Raw genomic sequence first — 18,769 nt, forward strand, 5'->3', positions numbered from 1 at the left:
CTGACGCTCTGGGCGCCTGCGCGGAGGGTCATGAGCCGATAAGGCGCCTCTGAGGTGGCATTTCACGGACGCAGTTCAGGCTGACATGATTCCGATGACGCATCATGTGGAGCCCGTGACCAAGGGCGCCTGAGCCGGGGGTCCGTGGGGGCGTGGTGGTCACCAGTTGAGGTCGGCTGCCACCGGCAGGTGGTCGCTGCTGGTCCGGGGCAGGACACGGGAGTCTTGTGGTTGTAGGCCGCGGACCAGGATGTGGTCGATGCGGGCCACCGGGAACCGGGCCGGCCAGGTGAAGCCGAAGCCGTTGCCGGAGGCGGTCTGGACCGAGCGCAGTTGTGTGGTGATGCCGGAGAGCGCGCGGTCGTCCGTGGTGCCGTTCAGGTCGGCGAGGAGGACCACTCGTTCGTTCCGCTCGGTGGTGAGGGCCTCGGCGAGTGCCTGGGCGTTCCGGTCCCGGTCGGAGGTCCAGAAGCCCGCTCGGGGGTTCACCCGTACCGACCCCAGGTGGGCCACGTACACGGCGAGGGGGCCGTGGTCGGTGGTGACCGTGGTGCGCAGGGCCCGGTTGTAGGCCAGCTTGACGTCGGCCGGCTTGGTGTCCGCCAGGGGGCCGTAGTCCATGGCGGTGTCGACCGGCCGGGTGTCCGACAGGGGCAGCCTGCTCCACAGGCCGACCGTGCCCTGCACCGTGTGGTACGGGAATGTCCGCGCCAGCTCCTTCTCGTACGTGCTCCGGGCCCGGGGTGTCAGCTCCAGCAGGGCCAGCAGGTCGGCCCCGGAGGCGGCCAGGGCGTGTGCGGTGCCGGTCGGGTCGGGGTTCTCGGCGCCGACGTTGTGGCTGACCACGGTGAGGTCGCCGGTCCCGTGGGAGCCGTCTGCGAGCAGCCCGCCGAAGAGGTGCAGCCACATCACCACCGGCAGCAGCAGCGCGGCCGTCGCGGAGGCGGAGCGGCGGCGCAGCGCGCCGGCCAGCAGCAGGGGGATGAGCAGACCGAACCACGGCAGGAACGTCTCCACCAGGCTGCCGAGGCCGCCGAGGCCGTTCGGGATCCACGCGTGCAGGGGCAGGAGCAGGCCCAGCAGCAGTGCCGACGCGGCGAGCGGCAGGCCGCGCCTCCAGGGTTCCGGACGGGAGGTGGCGCGGAGCGCCCGGCGGATGTCCGCCCGCCAGGCCGCGGCGCCGGTGTCCGGGCGCTCGGCGCCGGTGGGGTGGCATGTCGCGGGGTGCTGGGTGTCCTGGCGTCGTGCGTCCTGGTGAGGGGTCCGGTCCGGGCGAGGTGTGCTCGTCATGGTGGCAGTCAAGGCGGTGCGGTGTTCTCGGTACGTATGCGGTTTTCGATACGCCGCCGATACACGGCGGCTCGTAGCCTCGACGACATGCGTGTGCTGATAGTCGAGGACGAGCCCTTTCTGGCCGAAGCCGTCCGGGACGGCCTGCGCCTGGAGGCGATCGCGGCCGACATCGCGGGGGACGGCGACACCGCTCTGGAGCTGCTGCGCGTCAACACCTACGACATCGCCGTCCTCGACCGTGACATCCCCGGTCCCTCCGGCGACGAGATCGCCGAACGGATCGTCGCGTCCGGCAGCGGTACGCCGATCCTCATGCTCACCGCGGCCGACCGCCTCGACGACAAGGCCTCCGGGTTCGAACTCGGCGCCGACGACTACCTCACCAAACCCTTCGAACTCCGAGAACTCGCGCTCAGACTCAGGGCACTCGACCGTAGACGTGCCCATCACCGGCCGCCCGTACGGGAGATCGCGGGCCTGCGGCTGGACCCGTTCCGCCGCGAGGTCCACCGCGACGGGCGCTATGTCGCGCTGACCAGGAAGCAGTTCGCCGTGCTCGCCGTGCTCGTCGCCGCCGAGGGCGGTGTCGTCAGCGCCGAGGAACTGCTGGAGCGGGCCTGGGACGAGAACGCGGATCCCTTCACCAACGCCGTACGCATCACCGTCTCGGCCCTGCGGAAACGGCTCGGCGAACCCTGGGTCATCGCCACCGTGCCGGGGGTCGGCTACCGGATCGACGCGAGGCCGGTCGACATGCGGCCGGTCGACATGCGTCCGATCGGCGCGCGGCCGGAGGCCGGGCATGAGGGCGGCGAACGTGGATAGGGCAGCCGGGCCGAGCGTCCGCCTCAGGCTCACCCTCAGCTATGCCGGGTTCCTCATGGTGGCGGGTGGGCTGCTGCTCGCCGCCGTGTGGGTCTTTCTGCTGCGCCATGTCCCCGAGCGGGCGACGCTCATCAACCAGGACGACGACCCCACCCATGGTGTGTTTCCCGTCCGGTCCAGCCTCCTGGACTTCTTCGCCCCGCGGGCGGCCGGGGTGCTGGCCTTCCTGCTGGTGTTCGGCCTCGTGGGAGGGTGGATCCTCGCCGGCCGCATGCTCGCCCCGCTGAACCGGATCACCGACGCCACCCGCAGGGCGGCGGACGGATCGCTCTCCCACCGGATCAGGCTGCCGGGGCGCAGGGACGAGTTCCGCGAACTCTCCGACGCCTTCGACACCATGCTCGCCCGGCACGAGGCGCATCTCGCCGAACAGCGGAGGTTCGCGGCCAACGCCTCGCACGAGTTGCGCACCCCGCTCGCGATATCGAAGGCACTCCTCGACGTGGCGCGCTCCGATCCGGAACGCGACACCGGCGAACTCCTCGACCGCCTCCACGCCGTCAACACCCGGGCGATCGACCTCACCGAGGCGCTGCTCCTGCTCAGCCACGCCGACCGGCGCTCCTTCCCCCGGGAGACGGTCGACCTGTCGCTCCTGGCGGAAGAGGCCACCGAAACGCTCCTCCCTCTCGCGGAGAAGCGGGGCGTCACCATCGAGACCCGCGGCGAGATCACCGCCACGAGCGGATCGCAGGCGCTTCTGCTGCAGCTGACCATGAACCTCGTGCACAACGCGATCGTCCACAATCTGCCCGACCGGGGCCCCGAACAGGGTGTGGTGCGGGTGACCACCGGCCTTCGCCCCGGGGCCGTGGTGCTCACGGTCGAGAACACCGGCGACAAGCTCACCCCCGAACTGGCCGCGACCCTCACCGAGCCGTTTCGGCGCGGCACCGACCGTATCCACACCGACCACGCGGGTGTCGGTCTCGGCCTGGCCATCGTCAGGACCATCACCCGGGCACACGACGGAACGCTCACCCTCGCCCCGCTCCCCACCGGCGGGATGCGTATCACCGTGGAGCTTCCCGCGATACGCGTCCCGTCCGTGTCTTCCTCGGTGTCCCCGACGGTGTCTTCGTCGGTGCCTTCGTCGGCGTCCCCGTCAGCTCTCGCCGGGTGAGTGGCGTGAGGGCGAGGGTTCGGTGGCCTGGGTCGGGGACCCCGGGGGTGCGAGGGTCCCGGCGTCGGACTTGGCGGGCGGTGCCGAGGGGACGGAGCTCGGGGTCTGTTCGCTGGGGGGCCGGGAGTCGGACGGCGAGGGAGTGGGGGAGTCGCTGGTCGCGGGGGGCGGGGCCAGCGGGACCGAGGGGGAGGCGGGGGCGTCGTTCCCGGCGAAGCGCAGGGGGAGGGCGACGAGGGCCACGGCCGCGCACGCCGCGGCGGCTCCGGCCGCGGCCCGGACCAGGCGGCGGCGGGCGGCCGTACGGCGGATCGTCGCGTAGCGGCCGGGGGGCGGGCCGAGACGGTCGGCGGGAGGACGCAGCAGGACGGTGAGCGGGTCGTCGGGCTCGAAGTCCGGGCCCTCGTCAGGGCGTGTGATCAAGGCTTCTCCTCAGATGGGCGCGGAGCAGTTCGCGGGCCGCGTGAAGGTCGGCCTTGACGGTTCCTTCCTTGCGTCCGGTCAGTTCGGACACCTCCCGGATCGGCATGTCAGCGTAGTAGTGCAGCAGGATCGGCACGCGCAGCCGTTCCGGCAGCGACTGCACGAGCATGCGGACCGAGGGGTCGGACTGTTCCGTGTGGGTCGACCGCGGGTGGACGACCGCCTCGGTGGTGGCCCGGTGCATCGCCCTGCGCTCGCGTTCGAGCTTGCGCCAGTGGTCCCGTACGAGGTTGGCCGCGGTGACGTAGAGGAAACCGTGCGGCTCCGCCACGGACGTCCAGCGGGCCCAGAGCCGGGTGAACGCCTCCGACGCGATCTCGTGGGCCGTCTCGTCGTCGTCCACCAGCCGACGGCACCAGCCGGCGAGGCGCGGGTAGAGGACGGCGAACAGCTCGGACGCGGCCTTCTCGCGGGATCCTCGGGATCCCCGGGATCGTTTCAACGCTCCCCGTTCCGCTCGGAGTTCTCTGAGTTCTCGGAGTTCTCTGAGTTCAGCGTGGCGAAGACGATCACGTTGTCGCGGTACTCGTCTCCCGTGCGGGGGCCGCCGCAGGTGATGAGGCGCAGCGCGGGGCGGTCCACGTTGCCGTAGACGTCGTCCACGGGGAAGTCGGCCTTGGCGACCGTCCGTACGGAGTCGACGGTGAACTCCGGTGTCGTGCCGTTCTCCAGGCGCGCCTCGATCGTCTCGCCCCGCCGCAGCCGGGCGAGACGGCGGAAGACCCCGTCTCCGTAGGAGCCGACCGTGACATGGCCCAGGATCACAGACGGGCCGGTCTGCCCCGGTGTCGGTGAGTGCTCGTACCAGCCCGCCCGGTCGTGCGCCGTCACCGGCGGCACCTCCACCGTGCCGTCCGGGGCCAGGCCCAGCCGGATGACCGGGGTGTCGACCCCGATGGCCGGGATCAGCAGCCTGACCGGGACCGAACGGCCGAGGGGGCGCCCGGCGCCGGTGGCGGACGGGGAGGCGGCGGAGGACGGGGGAGCGTCGCCCGCGGCGGGCGAGGTCGTGGCGCGGCCGGATCGTCGGCCCTCGCAGCCCACGAGCAGCGCGGCCGTCGCCGCGGTGGCGAAGGCGCGCCTGGAGAGCGGTGTCACGCCTCGTTCGCCCGCTTGCGGCGTACGAGCACGACGGCCGCGCCGCCGCCGAGGAGCAGTGCGGTGGCGCCGGTGCCGGCCAGAACACCCGTGCTGCCGGACTCCTCCGACTCCGGCGCCGCGCCGGTGTCGGGCGCGCCGCCGGGGACGACCGAGACCTGGCTGGGCACCGGGCTCGCGTCGCCGTCCTCCTGGACGTCCGGGACCTGGCTGGGCTCGGACGCGGACGGCGCCTCGTCGGCCGGGGGCGCGGACGGGACCTTGCTCGGTGCCGTGGACGCCTCCTTCGGTACGGCCGACGGGCTCGTGTCGTCCGCGAACGCGGGCAGCGCGGTCGCCAGCACGGCGGTGAAGGCGAGTGCCGTGGCACTGAGGACGGTTCGGCGCATGAGTCGCTCTCTCTCGTCGGTTGCTCGGTTGCTCAGCCGTCCGGCCGGTGGTCCGGCACGCGACGGCATCACATGTCGAGCGGAGAGACGAGACAGCGCGACAGCGCGTTGTAAAGAGATGGCAAAGCCGACGGTCGCCGTCGACCATGGGCGGGTGGGGGAGTGCTCAGTACACGTCCCGGACGTACCGCTTCTCCGTCGACAGTTGCTTGACGTACGCGGCGGCCTCGCCCTCCGTCATGCCGCCGTGGGTGACCGCGATGTCCCGCAGGGCCCGGTCGACGTCCTTCGCCATGCGGGACGCGTCGCCGCAGACGTAGAAGCGGGCACCGTCCTGGAGCCAGTGCCACAGCTCGGGGCCGTGCTCGCGCATCCGGTCCTGGACGTAGACCTTGGCGCGCTGGTCACGGGAGAAGGCGGTGTCCAGCCGGCTGAGCACGCCCGACTCCTGAAGGGCGGTCAGCTCCTCCTCGTAGTAGAAGTCCGTCGCCCGGTGCTGCTCACCGAAGAACAGCCAGTTGGGCGCCCGGTGGCCGAGGGCTCGCCGTTCCTGGAGGAAGCCGATGAAGGGGGCGACGCCCGTGCCGGGGCCGACCATGATCATGGGGGTCGCCGGGTCGGCCGGGGGCCGGAAGTGCGGTGAGCGCTGGACGGAGACCGGCACCTCCAGGCCTGCCTCGCCGTCCGCGAGGAAGGGCGAGCAGACCCCGCCGCGCGGGCGCCCGCGAAGGTTCTCGAACCGTACGACCGACACCGTCAGCGAGATGTGGTGCGGGTCGACGAGCGGGCTCGACGAGATGGAGTACAGCCGGGGCTGGAGCCGTTTGAACACACCGGCCCACTCCTGTGCGGAGGCCCGCACGGCGAACTCGGCGACCACGTCCACGGCCTGCCGTCCCCAGGACCACTGGGCCAGCCCGTCCTTGTTGTCCGGGCGCATCAGCTTCTTCAACTCCCGGTTGTCCCGCGTCCGTTCGGCCGCGAAGCGGAGCAGGTCCGAGGTGATCCGGGTGACGTCCAGATGCCGGTGCAGGGCCTCGGCGAACGGCGTCTCGCCCACCCCGTCGACCTCCACCGGAGCCGAGCCGTCCAGTCCGGTCACCGCCAGCCACTCCGCCACCAGGTCGGGGGAGTTGACCGGCCGTACGCCGAGCGCGTCACCCGCCTCGTACGACAGTCCCGTCCCGCTGGTGTCGAAGGTGAACCGGCGTACCTCCTTGCCCGCCCCGGGCAGGCTGAGCAGCCGGTTGCCGACCAGCCGGGCGGCGGCGGGGGCCGGCTTGGTGGAGCGGGGGCGCGCCGCGGGGACCGTGACCGCGACCGGAGCCGTCGGAGCCGTCGGAGCCGCGTCCCGGTTCCCGTCCGGCTCCCGGTCCGTGCCCGTGCCCGCGTCCGCGTCCGCGTCGAGTGCGGTGATGACCTGGCCCAGCCAGGCGTCCGCCGACGGTTCGTAGTCCGGTTCGCAGTCCGTGCGCGGGGCCAGGCGTACCGCGCCCAGTTCGTCGAGGCGGGCGTCCAGGCGGCGGCCGTGCCCGCAGAAGTCGTCGTAGGAGGAGTCGCCGAAGGCCAGCACGGCGTAGCGCACGCCGTCCAGGCGGGGGGCCTCCCGGTGGGACAGCGCGTCCCAGAAACCGGAGCCGTTGTCGGGCGCGTCGCCGTCCCCGAAGGTGCTGGTGATCAGCAACAGGTCGGCCCCGAGCGGCAGTCGGTCCGGGGCGGCCTCGTCCATCCCGACGAGCGTCGCCCGGTGTCCGGCGGCCCCCAGATGCTCGGCGGCGGCCGTCGCGAACTCCTCCGCCGTCCCGGTCTGCGAGGCCCACAGCACGACGATCTCCCGTCCGCCGGCCTCCCGTCCCGCGGCGCCCTGTCCGGCGGGCTCGGTGGCGACGGGCGCCGTGCTCGGGGCAGCCGACCGCGAGTACATCCCGGCGAGCACGCCGTTCACCCACATCGCGTGCTCGGGGCTGAACGGCGCGTCCACCGGCAGTACCGGCACCCCCCGCACCCCGGAGCCGAGCCCGGCCAGGAAGCCGGTGAGGTAACGGCGCTCCTGGGCGGAGAGGACGGGCGGGGGCGAGGGGTCGAGACCGAAGGGATTTGCGGGGCCCGGGGTCACCGCCGTCGGTACGGTCACCGCTGTCGGTGTAGTCACGGCCGGCGGAGCGGTCGCCACTGCCGGTACGGCCACGGCGGCTGGTTCGGCCACGGCCCCTGATTCGGTCACGGTCGTCGACGGGGCCGTCACCGGAGCCGTCACCGGCGCCGTCGGTACGGGCGCCGCCACCCGCGCCAGCGACACCGCGCACACCTTCAACTCCGGCTGGAACGACAGCGGATCGACCGCGTCGCTGGTCACCGCGTTGATGCTCAGATACTCGCCGAACAGGTCGTTCCAGTGGAACGGCGCGAACACGCACCCGGGCATCACCCGGTCCGACACCACGGCCGGGAGCACGGCACGGCCCCGCCGGGACGCGACCTCCACGGAGTCCCCGTCCCTCACGCCCAGTTCACGCGCGTCCTCGGGATGCACCTCCACGAAGGGCCCGGGATTCAGCTTGTTGAGCTTGGCGACCCGGCCCGTCTTGGTCAGCGTGTGCCACTGGTGCTGCAACCGCCCGGTGTTGAGCACGAACGGATAGTCGTCGTCCGGCATCTCGGCGGCCGGCAGGTGCGGCCGGGCGTGGAAGACGGCCCGCCCACTGGCGGTGGGGAAGAGGAGCCCGCCGTCCGGCCCGGCCCCGGCGTACCGGATCGGATTCCGGGCGGCCCCGTCCTCCGACGCCGCAGGCCACTGCACCGGCCCCGACCGCAGCCGGTCGTACGTCACGCCCCGCAGATCCCACCCGGTCCTGGGGTTCCAGGCCCGCTTGATCTCCTCGAAGATCTGCTCGGCGCTGTCGTACGAGAAGCCCTTCTCGAAGCCCATCTCCCGCGCCACGGCCGCGATGAGCCGCCAGTCGGCCATCGCCTCGCCCGGCGGGTCGGCGGCGGGGGCGGCGAGCGTCAGGTTGCGCTCGCTGTTGATGAGGACGCCCTCGGACTCGGTCCACAGCGCGCCCGGCAGGACGACATCGGCGTACGCGTTGGTCTCGGTGTCCGCGAAGACGTCCTGGGTGACGACGAACTCGGCGGCCTCCAGCCCCTCGATCACGGTCTTGCGGTTGCCGACCGAGGCGACCGGGTTGGTGCAGATGATCCAGCAGGCCTTGATCTCCCCGTCGGCCATCTTCTGGAACATCTCGACCGTGCCCTTGCCGACGCCGTCCTTGCGCAGGCTGTCCGGGGCCAGTTCCCACAGCTCCTCGACGAACGCCCGCTCCTCGTCCACCAGCACGGACCGCTGGCCGGGCAGGCCCGGGCCCATGTAGCCCATCTCGCGTCCGCCCATGGCGTTGGGCTGCCCGGTGAGCGAGAAGGGGCCGCTTCCCGGGCGGCAGATCGCACCGGTCGCCATATGGAGATTGACCAGCGCGTTGGTGTTCCAGGTGCCGTGCGTGGACTGGTTGAGGCCCATGGTCCAGCAGCTCGTCCACTCGGCGGCCTCGCCGATCAGCCGGGCGGCCTCGCGGATGTCGTCCGCGGGGATGCCGGTGAGGTCGGCGACGGTGTCCGGCGCGTAGTCGGCGAGGAAGCCGGGCATCGCCTCCCAGCCCTCGGTGTGGGCGGCGATGAAGGCGGGGTCGGTGTGGCCGTTCGCGTGCAGCAGGTGGAGCAGGCCGTTGAGGAGGGCGAGGTCCGTGCCGGGGCGTATCCGGAGGAACAGATCGGCCTTGTCGGCCGTCGCCGTGCGCCGGGGATCGACCACGATCAGTTTCGCTCCCGCCTTGACCCGGTCCATCATCCGCAGGAACAGGATCGGGTGGCAGTCGGCCATGTTCGAACCGATGACGAGGAAGACGTCCGCCTTGTCCAGATCCTCGTACGATCCCGGCGGCCCGTCGGCGCCCAGCGACAGCTTGTAGCCGGTGCCCGCGCTCGCCATGCACAGCCGGGAGTTGGACTCGATCTGGTTGGTGCGGATGAAGCCCTTGGCCAGCTTGTTCGCCAGGTACTGGGCCTCCAGGCTCATCTGGCCGGAGACGTAGAAGGCGAACGCGTCCGGCCCGTGCTCGTCGATGATCGCGCGCAGCCGCCGGGCGGTCTCGGAGACCGCGTCGGACACGGGCGCGGGGACCGGTTCGTCGCCCCGGTCGTGCCGGACGAGGGCGCTGGTGAGGCGGCCGGGCGCGGCCAGCATGTCGGCGGTGGTCGCGCCCTTGGTGCACAGGCGGCCGAAGTTCGCCGGGTGGGACTTGTCGCCGGACGCCCTCAGGACCGTCCGCCGGCCGTCGGGGCCCATCCCGACGTCCAGGAGCATGCCGCAGCCGACACCGCAGTACGAGCACACGGTCCGCACCCGGGTCGTGGTGCTCTGCGGGCCCTGTGCGGCCACGGGCGGCCCCTCTCTGTCGGCGTCCGGGGTCTCCGGTCGGTCGTCCTGGCGGTCCTCTCGGCGGTCTTCCCGGCGGTCGGTGCCCTGTGTGGTACGGCCGACGGTCGGCTTCCGCTCAGTGCCCGGGGCGCCGCCCGGCACGATCGATCGTACGAATTGCCCGTTACGCCTGTGTCACATGACCTGATCATGGAGCGTTACGCCCGCCACACACGGCGGCGCAAGGGGCTGTGAGGGCGGGTTCCGGCCGTTGTGCGGGACAGGGGCGTCGCGGTCCGTGTCGCTGTTGGGCCGAACGGGTGACCATGCGTAAGAATTGGCTGATGCAGTCATTCAGTGCGAGCCAGGGGGAGGGCCGGTGAACAGGGTGAACAGCCACGATGTCACCGACGAACAGTGGGAGGGGCTCGCCCAGGTCGTGCCGCTGCGGGGCCGGGACGCCTGGCCGTCCGCGGTCGGCCACCGGACCATACCCGAAGCCGAGACCGAGGCCCGGCGGCGCTTCGTGGTGCTGCGCGTCAACGTGTTCGCGGACGCCCGCGAGGTGGCGGAAACGCTGATGGCGGGCATCCCGGTCCTGCTCGACCTCTCCGGCGCGGAGACCGACACGGCCAAGCGCGTCCTCGACTTCAGCACAGGAGTCGTTTTCGGCCTCGCCAGCGGAATGCACCGCGTCGACCGAAACGTGTTCCTTCTCACGCCTCCGGGGACCGAGGTGCGGGGGCTGATGGAGGGCGCGGGGGTTCCCGGGGTGTGACCGGCGGTGCGCCCGGTATCCGGTCGGGTTCGGCGTGGTGGTGGTCGGCGTCCTGTGGCTTCGGCCGGTTCGCGGTGCGGGGGGTCGGCGTCCGGTGAATCCGCCCTTTCCGGGGCGCTCGTTCGGTCCTCGGCGCTCCTGGCCTGCCAGGGGCGCCCTCGTCTCGGCCGGGCGCTCCCTCGATAGCGGGAAGATCCACTCGGCGGAACGGTTTGCCTGAGACACGGGCGCCTAGTGTCCGCATATGACCGTGTCATCCCTGTCGCCGACGGTGCCCGGCGCGGACGCCGGGGCGCGTCCGGAGCGGCCCAGCGTCACCGAACTGCGGCTGTCGGCCTTCGCGGGACACCGGGGGGCCTACCTTCCGCTGGGGCCGCTGACCCTTCTCGCGGGGCGGAGCGGCAGTGGCAAGACCACCGCGCTGCGGGCGTACGAGGCGCTGGCGAGACTCGGTGGCGGCGTCCCGCTCGACGAGGTCTTCCCCGACCCGCTGAGCTGTGTCCCCGAACGGGCCCGTCCCGACGCCGGGCGGCGGCGCGGCTTCCGCATCGGCTGCACGGCGGACGGACCGGAGGGCCCGGTGCAGCTGGACGTCGCTGTCCAGGCCGAGCCCGAACTCCGCATCGTGGGCGAGCGGTTGAGGTGCGGCGGGCTCACCCTGCTGGAGACGGCGCTCGTCGACCCGAGCCGCCCCGTAGTCCAGGCCTCCTGGCACACCGCCGGCACCTCCCCGGTCACCCGAGGCCCCCTGCCGGACGACCGCCTCGGCACCGCACTGCTCCCGCTGCGCGTCGCCGGCAAGACGGACGGCCAGCGTCAGGTCCTCGCCGCCGTCGAGCAGATGGTGGTCGCCCTCCGCTCGGTCTACGTCTGCGACCCGCGCCCCCGCCGGATGCGCGCCGCCGTGCCCCTCGGCTCCGGCCGGCTGCTCCCGGGCTGCGACAACCTCGCCGACGTGCTGTGGCGTACGCGCACGGAGTGCGGCCGGCGCCACGCGCTGCTCGTCGACGCCGTACGCGACGGCTGCGCGGGACCGGTCCTCGACCTCCTCGCCGAACCGCTGCGCGACGGCGCGGTACGGGCGGTGCTGGACCGGGGCGACGGCGTACGGACGGCCCTGGGGCTGCTCGGGGACGGGGAGTTGAGGTATCTGGCGCTCGCCCTCGTGCTGTTCACCGGGCCCGGCGTGCTGGAGATCGACCCGGTCGTGGAGGTGCCCGCCGCCCTGCAGACCCTCACGGTCCTCGCCGACGGCTTCGACCGCGCCCTCGACCCCGGGCAAGCCCTGGAGTTGGTGCGGCTGGCGGCCCGGATGTGCGAGCGGGGGCACATCCGGCTGGTCGGCGCGGTGAGCGACGCGTCCTGGGCCGCCGGGACGGCGGGTGTGACGGTGGTAGACCTGAACCGTGAACGATCCTGAATCCGGGCGCGCGCCCGACCTGGCGGCCTTGCAGCGGCGGCTCGTCGAGTTCGCCGCCGCGCGTGACTGGCAGCCGTACCACACGCCCAAGAACCTGGTCTCCGCGCTGAGCGTCGAGGTGTCCGAACTCGTCGAGATCTTCCAGTGGTTGACACCGGAGGAGTCCGCGCGCGTGATGGCGGACCCGGAGACCGCGCACCGGGTCGCGGACGAGGTGGCCGACGTCCTCGCCTATCTGCTCCAGTTCTGCGCGGTGCTGGGCGTCGATCCGTTGTCGGCGCTGGATGCGAAGATCGACCGCAACGAACGGAGATTTCCGGCGCCGGGGACGTCCTGACCGTGTTTCACCGCCCTTGATGGTGACCCCGATCCTCCGTTTGTCACTCTCCGGAGTTGAAATGTTGTCCACAGCCGACTTGTTATCCACAGATTTCCGGCTTCCTCTGGCTTTCTGTCTCAGCGGCCCTCACTGTGGGTAATGAACAGGCAGGAGTTCGGGCGGACGTGTGAGAGCGCGTCGGGACAGTCGGGGGCAGCGCATGGATGCGGTGCGGCTCATCATGGCGAGCAGGCGTGCTCTGGCGGGCAGCGCCGAAGGACCTCAGCTCATGGCGGAGGCGTGGCAGTCCTATGCCCTCGCCCAGGCGATCGGCAGTCGTCTCGCGGTCTCGGGGCCACCCGAACTACGCGGTGAGGCACTGGGGTTGACCGAGCTGGCCGGCAGCGGCTGCGGCATACTCGGCGCCCCGCCGCTCGGCGTGGGCGACTTACGCGCCGCCCAGCTCACGGAGTTGGGTGACGCCCACGACTCCCTCGTGCGCCTCGGCATCCTCCTCGGCGAGGTCGGCATCGCGCTCGTGGGGCTGGCGAGCGGAGCGGACGACGAGGCGACCTACTGGCAGTGCATGGAGGCGATCGACGCGGCGGACGAGGCCCGTGACCGGGTCCTGGAGATGCTGCGCCGCCTGGCCGTGAGAGACCAGGTCCTGTCGGAGAGGGACGCGGCGACGGGCTGAGTCGACGAGGGCCGGGGCGGGGGCTGGGGCTGGGCGCGGCCCCGGTTTCCCGAGGGGTGCGCGGACCGGGCGAGCGGCCCCCGCCGGGCCCGCGTATGACGAACGCCCGGCCGGAAGGGCCGGGCGTCGGGCTTCATGGCTCAGGGAAGGTCAGGCTGTGTCGCTCTCCTCCGCGACAGCGGTACGCGGTGCCGACAGATCCGCGTCGAGCTGGGACAGGTCCGCGTTCAGCGCGGCCATCAGCTCCTCCATCTGCTGGAGCAGACCCTTCGGCTGCGCAGGCACGGCAGCCTGCTCCGGCACGGCTTCCTGGGACATGTGACGGCCTCCTCGGCCCTCGCCCCCCGAGGGGGCACGTGGTGCGGGCGTCCCGGCAGCGGCCGCCGGCGACGGGTGCCGGGCGGTCCGGCTCCTCCCGAGCAACGATCATCGTTCCGGCCGGTCACTGGCCCGAGCCCGCCCCATGCGCCGGATTGACGGATTTCACCCGACCGTGGGCCCGTGGCGCCGATGGGACCGGTGCCGTTGACCGGCGGGTGAGCGTGCAGGATGGAGGCATGGATCTTCGCATCTTCACCGAGCCCCAGCAGGGGGCGTCCTACGACACGCTCCTCACCGTCGCCAAGGCCACCGAGGACCTCGGTTTCGACGCCTTCTTCCGCTCCGACCACTATCTCCGCATGGGTTCGTCGGACGGCCTGCCCGGCCCCACCGACGCCTGGATCACCCTGGCCGGACTCGCCCGTGAGACCAAGCGCATCCGCCTCGGCACCCTGATGACCGCCGGCACCTTCCGGCTGCCCGGTGTGCTCGCCATCCAGGTCGCCCAGATCGACCAGATGTCCGGCGGCCGTGTCGAACTCGGCCTGGGCGCGGGCTGGTTCGAGGAGGAGCACAAGGCGTACGGCATCCCCTTCCCCAAGGAGAAGTTCGGCCGCCTGGAGGAGCAGCTCGCCATCGTCACCGGCCTGTGGGCCACCGAGGTCGGCAAGACCTTCTCCTACGAGGGCACCCACTACCAGCTGACGGACTCGCCCGCGCTGCCCAAGCCCGCACAGGCCAAGGTGCCGGTGCTCGTCGGCGGTCACGGCGCGGTCCGTACTCCCCGGCTGGCCGCGCGCTACGCCGACGAGTTCAACATGCCGTTCGCCTCCATCGAGGACAGTGAGCGCCAGTTCGGCCGGGTCCGCAAGGCCGCGGAGGAGGCCGGCCGCAAGGGCGACGACCTGGTGTACTCCAACGCCCTGGTCGTCTGCGTCGGCAAGGACGACGCCGAGGTCGCCCGCCGCGCCGCCGCGATCGGCCGTGAGGTCGACGAGCTGAAGGCCAACGGCCTCGCCGGTTCCCCCGCCGAGGTCGTCGACAAGATCGCCCGCTACCAGGCCGTCGGCTCCCAGCGCCTCTACCTCCAGATCCTCGACCTCGACGATCTGGACCACCTGGAACTGATCTCCGCCCAGGTGCAGTCGCAGCTGTCGTAGACCGGGTCGCGCCCCGCGCCCCTCACAAGGCGCGGGGTGCGCAACCCCGAGGGAGAAGGGGCGGCGGGGGCGGAAAAGCCCGGGTGCACCCGCCCCCTGCCCCTGTACGTTGGGATCTCCGCAGCTCAAACACTTACTACGAGGCACCCACCGTGTTCCTGACGATCAGTACCACCGGTACCCAAGAACGCCCCGCGACCGATCTCGGCTGGCTGCTGCACAAGCATCCCGACAACGCGCAGGCGTTCTCCACCTCCTACGGCAGGGCGCACGTCCTCTACCCCGAGGCGGACGCCGAGCGGTGCACGGCCGCGCTGCTGCTGGAGGTGGACGCGGTGGCGCTGGTCCGGCGCGGCAAGGGCAAGGGCCGCGGCGGAGCACCGGACGCGGCACTCGCCCAGTACGTCAACGACCGCCCGTACGCGGCCTCGTCGCTGCTCGCCGTCGCGCTGAACGACGTGTTCTCCAGCGCGATGCGCGGTCACTGCAAGGCCCGGCCCGAACTCCCTGAAAAGGTCCGCCCGTTGCGCGTCGAGATACCGGCGCTGCCCGCACGCGGCGGCCCGGACCTCGTCGTCAAGCTCTTCGAGCCGCTCGGCTGGACGGTCACCGCCGAACCGGTGGCGCTGGACACCGCGTTCCCGGAATGGGGCGCCTCCCGCTATGTCCGGCTGGTGCTGGAGTCGGAGTCGCTGACCCTGGCCGAGGCGCTGCGCCACCTGTACGTCCTGCTGCCGGTGCTCGACGACGCCAAGCACTACTGGGTGTCGTCCGACGAGGTCGACAAGCTGCTGCGGGCGGGCGAGGGCTGGCTCCCGGCCCACCCGGAGCACCAGCTGATCACCAGCCGCTATCTCTCCCGCCGCTGGTCGCTGACCCGGCAGGTCATGGAGCGCCTGGAACTCGTACGTCTGGCCGAGGCCGACGACAGCGAGGTCGAGGAGATCGACAACGCCGTCGAGGACACCGAAGAGCCCGAAGAGCCCGAAGAGACTGAAGCGACCGAGGGGGCCGGGGGAGCCGGGAACGGCGGGGACGGGACCGCGAACCGTCACGAGGGCGAGACGAAGGCCGAGGAGAAGGCCAAGGAGAAGGCCGTACCGCTCGCGGTCCAGCGCCGGGACGCGATCATCGCCGCCCTCAAGGAGTCCGGGGCGTCCCGGGTCCTCGATCTCGGCTGCGGGCAGGGCCAGTTGGTGCAGGCGCTGCTGGGGGACGTCCGGTTCACCGAGATCGTCGGCACGGACGTGTCGATGCGCGCGCTCACCATCGCCTCCCGCCGGCTCAAGCTCGACCGCATGGGCGAGCGCCAGGCCTCCCGCGTCCAGCTCTTCCAGAGCTCCCTCGCCTACACCGACAAGCGGCTCAAGGGCTACGACGCCGCCGTGCTCTCCGAGGTCGTCGAGCACCTCGACCTGCCCCGGCTGCCCGCCCTGGAGTACGCGGTCTTCGGCTCGGCCCGCCCCCGGACCGTGCTCGTGACCACCCCGAACGTCGAGTACAACGTCCGCTGGGAGACCCTCCCCGCCGGGCACGCCCGGCACAGCGACCACCGCTTCGAGTGGACCCGCGAGGAGTTCCGCGGCTGGGCGGCCACGGTCGCCGAACGGCACGGCTACGACGTGGAGTTCGTGCCCGTCGGCCCGGACGACCCCGAGGTGGGACCGCCCACCCAGATGGGCGTGTTCACCCGCCGCGACCCCGACACGACCAGCGAGAAGGAGGCGAAGGCAGCATGAGCGAGACGAACGAGACCACCGAGGGCATCGTCGAGCACACCCCGAGGGGCCGCACCCTGCCCGTCACCGACCTCTCCCTCGTCGTGCTGGTCGGCGCCTCCGGCTCCGGCAAGTCGACGTTCGCCCGACGTCACTTCAAGCCCACGGAGATCATCTCCTCCGACTTCTGCCGGGGCCTGGTCTCCGACGACGAGAACGACCAGAGCGCGACGAAGGACGCCTTCGACGTGCTCCACTACATCGCGGGCAAGCGCCTCGCGGCCGGCCGCCGTACCGTCGTCGACGCGACCAGCGTGCAGCAGGAGTCCCGCAAGCAGTTGATCGAACTGGCGCGCAAGCACGACGTGCTGCCGATCGCGATCGTGCTCGACGTGCCGGAGGAGGTGTGCGCCGCACGCAACGCGGGCCGCACCGACCGCGCCGACATGCCGCGCCGTGTCATCCAGCGACACACCCGCGAACTCCGCCGCTCCCTGCGGCACCTGGAGCGCGAGGGCTTCCGCAAGGTGCACGTCCTGCGGGGTGTCGAGGACGTCGAGAACGCCACCATCGTCACCGAGAAGCGGTTCAACGACCTCACCCACCTCACCGGCCCGTTCGACATCGTGGGTGACATCCACGGCTGCGCGAGCGAACTGGAGGCGCTGCTCGGCACGTTGGGCTACGTCGACGGCGTCCACCCGCAGGGCCGTACGGCCGTCTTCGTCGGCGACCTCGTCGACCGCGGCCCGGACAGTCCCGGTGTGCTGCGGCGCGTGATGTCCATGGTCGGCTCCGGCCACGCCCTGTGCGTACCCGGCAACCACGAGAACAAGTACGGCCGCTACCTCAAGGGCCGCAACGTCCAGCACACGCACGGACTCGCCGAGACCATCGAGCAGATGGAGGGCGAGAGCGAGGAGTTCAAGAAGGAGGTACGGGAGTTCATCGACGGGCTCGTCAGCCACTACGTCCTCGACGGCGGCCGGCTGGTCGTCTGCCACGCCGGGCTGCCGGAGAAGTACCACGGCCGTACCTCCGGCCGGGTCCGCAGCCACGCCCTGTACGGCGACACCACCGGCGAGACCGACGAGTTCGGGCTGCCCGTGCGCTACCCGTGGGCCGAGGACTACCGGGGCCGCGCGGCCGTCGTCTACGGTCACACCCCGGTGCCCACCGCCACCTGGCTGAACAACACCATCTGCCTCGACACGGGTGCCGTGTTCGGCGGCAGGCTGACCGCGCTGCGCTGGCCGGAGCGGGAGCTGGTCGACGTACCGGCCGAGAAGGTCTGGTACGAGCCGGCCAGGCCGCTGGCCACCGAGGCGCCCGGCGGGCACGAGGGACGGCCGCTGGATCTGGCGGACGTGTACGGACGCCGGGTCGTGGAGACCCGGCACGCGGGCCGGGTGGCGGTCCGCGAGGAGAACGCGGCGGCGGCCCTGGAGGTCATGAGCCGTTTCGCGGTCGACCCCCGTCTGCTGCCGTACCTGCCGCCGACCATGGCTCCCACGGCCACCTCGCACGTCGAGGGCTACCTGGAGCACCCGGCGGAGGCGTTCGCGCAGTACAAGGAGGACGGTGTCGCGCGGGTCGTGTGCGAGGAGAAGCACATGGGCTCGCGGGCGGTCGCCCTGGTCTGCCGTGACGCGGACGCGGCCCGCGAACGCTTCGGCGTCGACGGGCCCACCGGCTCCCTCTACACCCGCACGGGCCGCCCGTTCTTCGACGACGAGGCCCGTACCGAACTGGTCCTCGGCCGCATCCGGGAAGCCGTCACGGCGGCCGGGCTCTGGGACGAGCTGGACACCGACTGGGTGCTGCTGGACGCCGAGTTGATGCCCTGGTCGCTGAAGGCGTCCGGGCTGCTGCGCACCCAGTACGCGGCCGTCGGCGCCGCCTCCGGCGCGGTGTTCCCGGGCGCGCTGGCCGCCCTGGAGGGCGCGGCGGCACGCGGTGTCGATGTGGGGGACCTGCTGGGCAAGCAGCGGGACCGGGCGGCCGACGCCGCCGCGTTCACCGAGGCGTACCGCCGCTACTGCTGGCCCACGCAGGGCCTGGACGGCGTCCGGCTCGCCCCCTTCCAGATCCTCGCCGTCCGGGGCCGCAGCCTCGCCGCGCTCCCGCACGACGAGCAGCTGGCCCTCATCGACCGGCTCGTCGAGTTCGACGGCAGCGGTCTGCTGCAGACCACCCGGCGCCTCTTCGTCGACACCGCCGACGAGGCGTCCGTACGGGCGGGCACCGACTGGTGGCTGGAGATGACCGGCCGGGGCGGCGAGGGCATGGTCGTCAAGCCCGTCGGGGCGGTGGTGCGGGACGGCAAGGGGCGGATGGTCCAGCCGGGCATCAAGTGCCGGGGCCGGGAGTACCTGCGGATCATCTACGGCCCGGAGTACACGCGGCCGGAGAACCTCGCCCGGCTGCGCGGCCGGTTCCTCAACCACAAGCGGTCCCTCGCCCTGCGCGAGTACGCCCTCGGTCTGGAGGCCCTGGACCGGCTCGCCGAGGGGGAGCCGCTGTGGCGGGTGCACGAGGCGGTGTTCGGGGTGCTGGCCCTGGAGTCGGAGCCGGTCGACCCCCGGCTGTGAGCCGGTGGGCCCCCGGCCGCGAGCCGGTGGACCCGCGCCTGTGACGTGACAATGCGGCTGATAATGTCGCGGACAGGCGT

The 18,769-nt window shown here is 72.1% G+C and carries 16 protein-coding genes; 9 read left to right on the forward strand and 7 right to left on the reverse strand.

Annotation, left to right across the window (positions count from 1 at the left end):
* Positions 1–159 precede the first annotated feature (159 nt).
* The gene (locus J8M51_RS22140) at positions 160–1,290 is read right to left on the reverse strand and encodes an endonuclease/exonuclease/phosphatase family protein (protein WP_086753663.1); all 1,131 of its coding nucleotides are present in this window, start codon (positions 1,288–1,290) and stop codon (positions 160–162) included.
* An 87-nt stretch (positions 1,291–1,377) separates the two neighbouring features.
* Between J8M51_RS22140 and J8M51_RS22145 the strand changes: the two genes are divergently transcribed.
* On the forward strand, positions 1,378–2,118 hold the full coding sequence (locus J8M51_RS22145) for a response regulator transcription factor (protein WP_218781404.1): 741 nt from the start codon (positions 1,378–1,380) through the stop codon (positions 2,116–2,118).
* Entirely contained in the window at positions 2,111–3,301 is a 1,191-nt protein-coding gene (locus J8M51_RS22150; protein ID WP_218781403.1) for a sensor histidine kinase, read from the forward strand. The genes J8M51_RS22145 and J8M51_RS22150 overlap by 8 nt, the downstream gene beginning before the upstream one ends.
* On the opposite strand, the gene J8M51_RS22155 is transcribed toward J8M51_RS22150, so the two are convergent.
* The 5 genes from J8M51_RS22155 to J8M51_RS22175 all read right to left on the reverse strand — a co-directional run bounded on the left by J8M51_RS22155 (position 3,284) and on the right by J8M51_RS22175 (position 9,706).
* Complete coding sequence (locus J8M51_RS22155; RefSeq protein ID WP_267299411.1) at positions 3,284–3,724, reverse strand: hypothetical protein; 441 nt, start codon at positions 3,722–3,724, stop codon at positions 3,284–3,286. The two genes, J8M51_RS22150 and J8M51_RS22155, sit on opposite strands and share 18 nt — an antisense overlap.
* Entirely contained in the window at positions 3,708–4,226 is a 519-nt protein-coding gene (locus J8M51_RS22160) for an RNA polymerase sigma factor (RefSeq protein ID WP_086760303.1), read from the reverse strand. Before J8M51_RS22160 ends, J8M51_RS22155 begins: the two co-directional genes overlap by 17 nt.
* Complete coding sequence (locus J8M51_RS22165) at positions 4,223–4,882, reverse strand: class F sortase (protein WP_086760301.1); 660 nt, start codon at positions 4,880–4,882, stop codon at positions 4,223–4,225. The genes J8M51_RS22160 and J8M51_RS22165 overlap by 4 nt, the downstream gene beginning before the upstream one ends.
* A complete protein-coding gene (locus tag J8M51_RS22170) occupies positions 4,879–5,271 on the reverse strand; it encodes a Tat pathway signal sequence domain protein (protein ID WP_086760299.1) in 393 nt (130 codons plus the stop codon). Before J8M51_RS22170 ends, J8M51_RS22165 begins: the two co-directional genes overlap by 4 nt.
* Positions 5,272–5,437: 166 nt before the next feature.
* Entirely contained in the window at positions 5,438–9,706 is a 4,269-nt protein-coding gene (locus J8M51_RS22175; RefSeq protein WP_267299412.1) for a bifunctional nitrate reductase/sulfite reductase flavoprotein subunit alpha, read from the reverse strand.
* 367 nt (positions 9,707–10,073) lie between these two features.
* Here J8M51_RS22175 and J8M51_RS22180 point away from each other — a divergent pair, with 367 nt between their 5' ends.
* The 4 genes from J8M51_RS22180 (at position 10,074) to J8M51_RS22195 (ending at position 12,899) form a co-directional block, all read left to right on the forward strand.
* On the forward strand, positions 10,074–10,463 hold the full coding sequence (locus tag J8M51_RS22180) for a cell division protein SepF (protein ID WP_086757216.1): 390 nt from the start codon (positions 10,074–10,076) through the stop codon (positions 10,461–10,463).
* 244 nt (positions 10,464–10,707) lie between these two features.
* Positions 10,708–11,883 carry an AAA family ATPase gene (locus J8M51_RS22185; RefSeq protein ID WP_086757214.1) on the forward strand — a complete coding sequence of 392 codons (1,176 nt, stop codon included), beginning with the start codon at positions 10,708–10,710 and terminating at the stop codon, positions 11,881–11,883.
* Positions 11,870–12,220, forward strand: coding sequence for a nucleotide pyrophosphohydrolase (locus J8M51_RS22190; protein ID WP_086757212.1), 351 nt, complete (start codon positions 11,870–11,872; stop codon positions 12,218–12,220). Before J8M51_RS22185 ends, J8M51_RS22190 begins: the two co-directional genes overlap by 14 nt.
* A 202-nt stretch (positions 12,221–12,422) precedes the next feature.
* Positions 12,423–12,899, forward strand: coding sequence for a DUF6099 family protein (locus J8M51_RS22195; RefSeq protein ID WP_086757210.1), 477 nt, complete (start codon positions 12,423–12,425; stop codon positions 12,897–12,899).
* Positions 12,900–13,049: 150 nt separating this feature from the next.
* Here J8M51_RS22195 and J8M51_RS22200 read toward each other — a convergent pair whose 3' ends face one another.
* The gene (locus J8M51_RS22200; RefSeq protein WP_179203173.1) at positions 13,050–13,217 is read right to left on the reverse strand and encodes a hypothetical protein; all 168 of its coding nucleotides are present in this window, start codon (positions 13,215–13,217) and stop codon (positions 13,050–13,052) included.
* Between the two features lie 239 nt (positions 13,218–13,456).
* Between J8M51_RS22200 and J8M51_RS22205 the strand changes: the two genes are divergently transcribed.
* From J8M51_RS22205 to J8M51_RS22215, 3 genes are all read left to right on the forward strand, one after another.
* Entirely contained in the window at positions 13,457–14,380 is a 924-nt protein-coding gene (locus J8M51_RS22205; RefSeq protein ID WP_086757208.1) for an LLM class F420-dependent oxidoreductase, read from the forward strand.
* A 152-nt stretch (positions 14,381–14,532) separates the two neighbouring features.
* A complete protein-coding gene (locus J8M51_RS22210; protein WP_086757206.1) occupies positions 14,533–16,119 on the forward strand; it encodes a 3' terminal RNA ribose 2'-O-methyltransferase Hen1 in 1,587 nt (528 codons plus the stop codon).
* Positions 16,116–18,689, forward strand: a complete 2,574-nt coding sequence (locus J8M51_RS22215) for a polynucleotide kinase-phosphatase (protein WP_086757204.1) — start codon at positions 16,116–16,118, stop codon at positions 18,687–18,689. Before J8M51_RS22210 ends, J8M51_RS22215 begins: the two co-directional genes overlap by 4 nt.
* The last annotated feature ends 80 nt before the right edge of the window (positions 18,690–18,769 follow it).

Origin of the sequence: Streptomyces griseiscabiei (assembly GCF_020010925.1) — a bacterium.
Taxonomy (GTDB): domain Bacteria; phylum Actinomycetota; class Actinomycetes; order Streptomycetales; family Streptomycetaceae; genus Streptomyces; species Streptomyces griseiscabiei.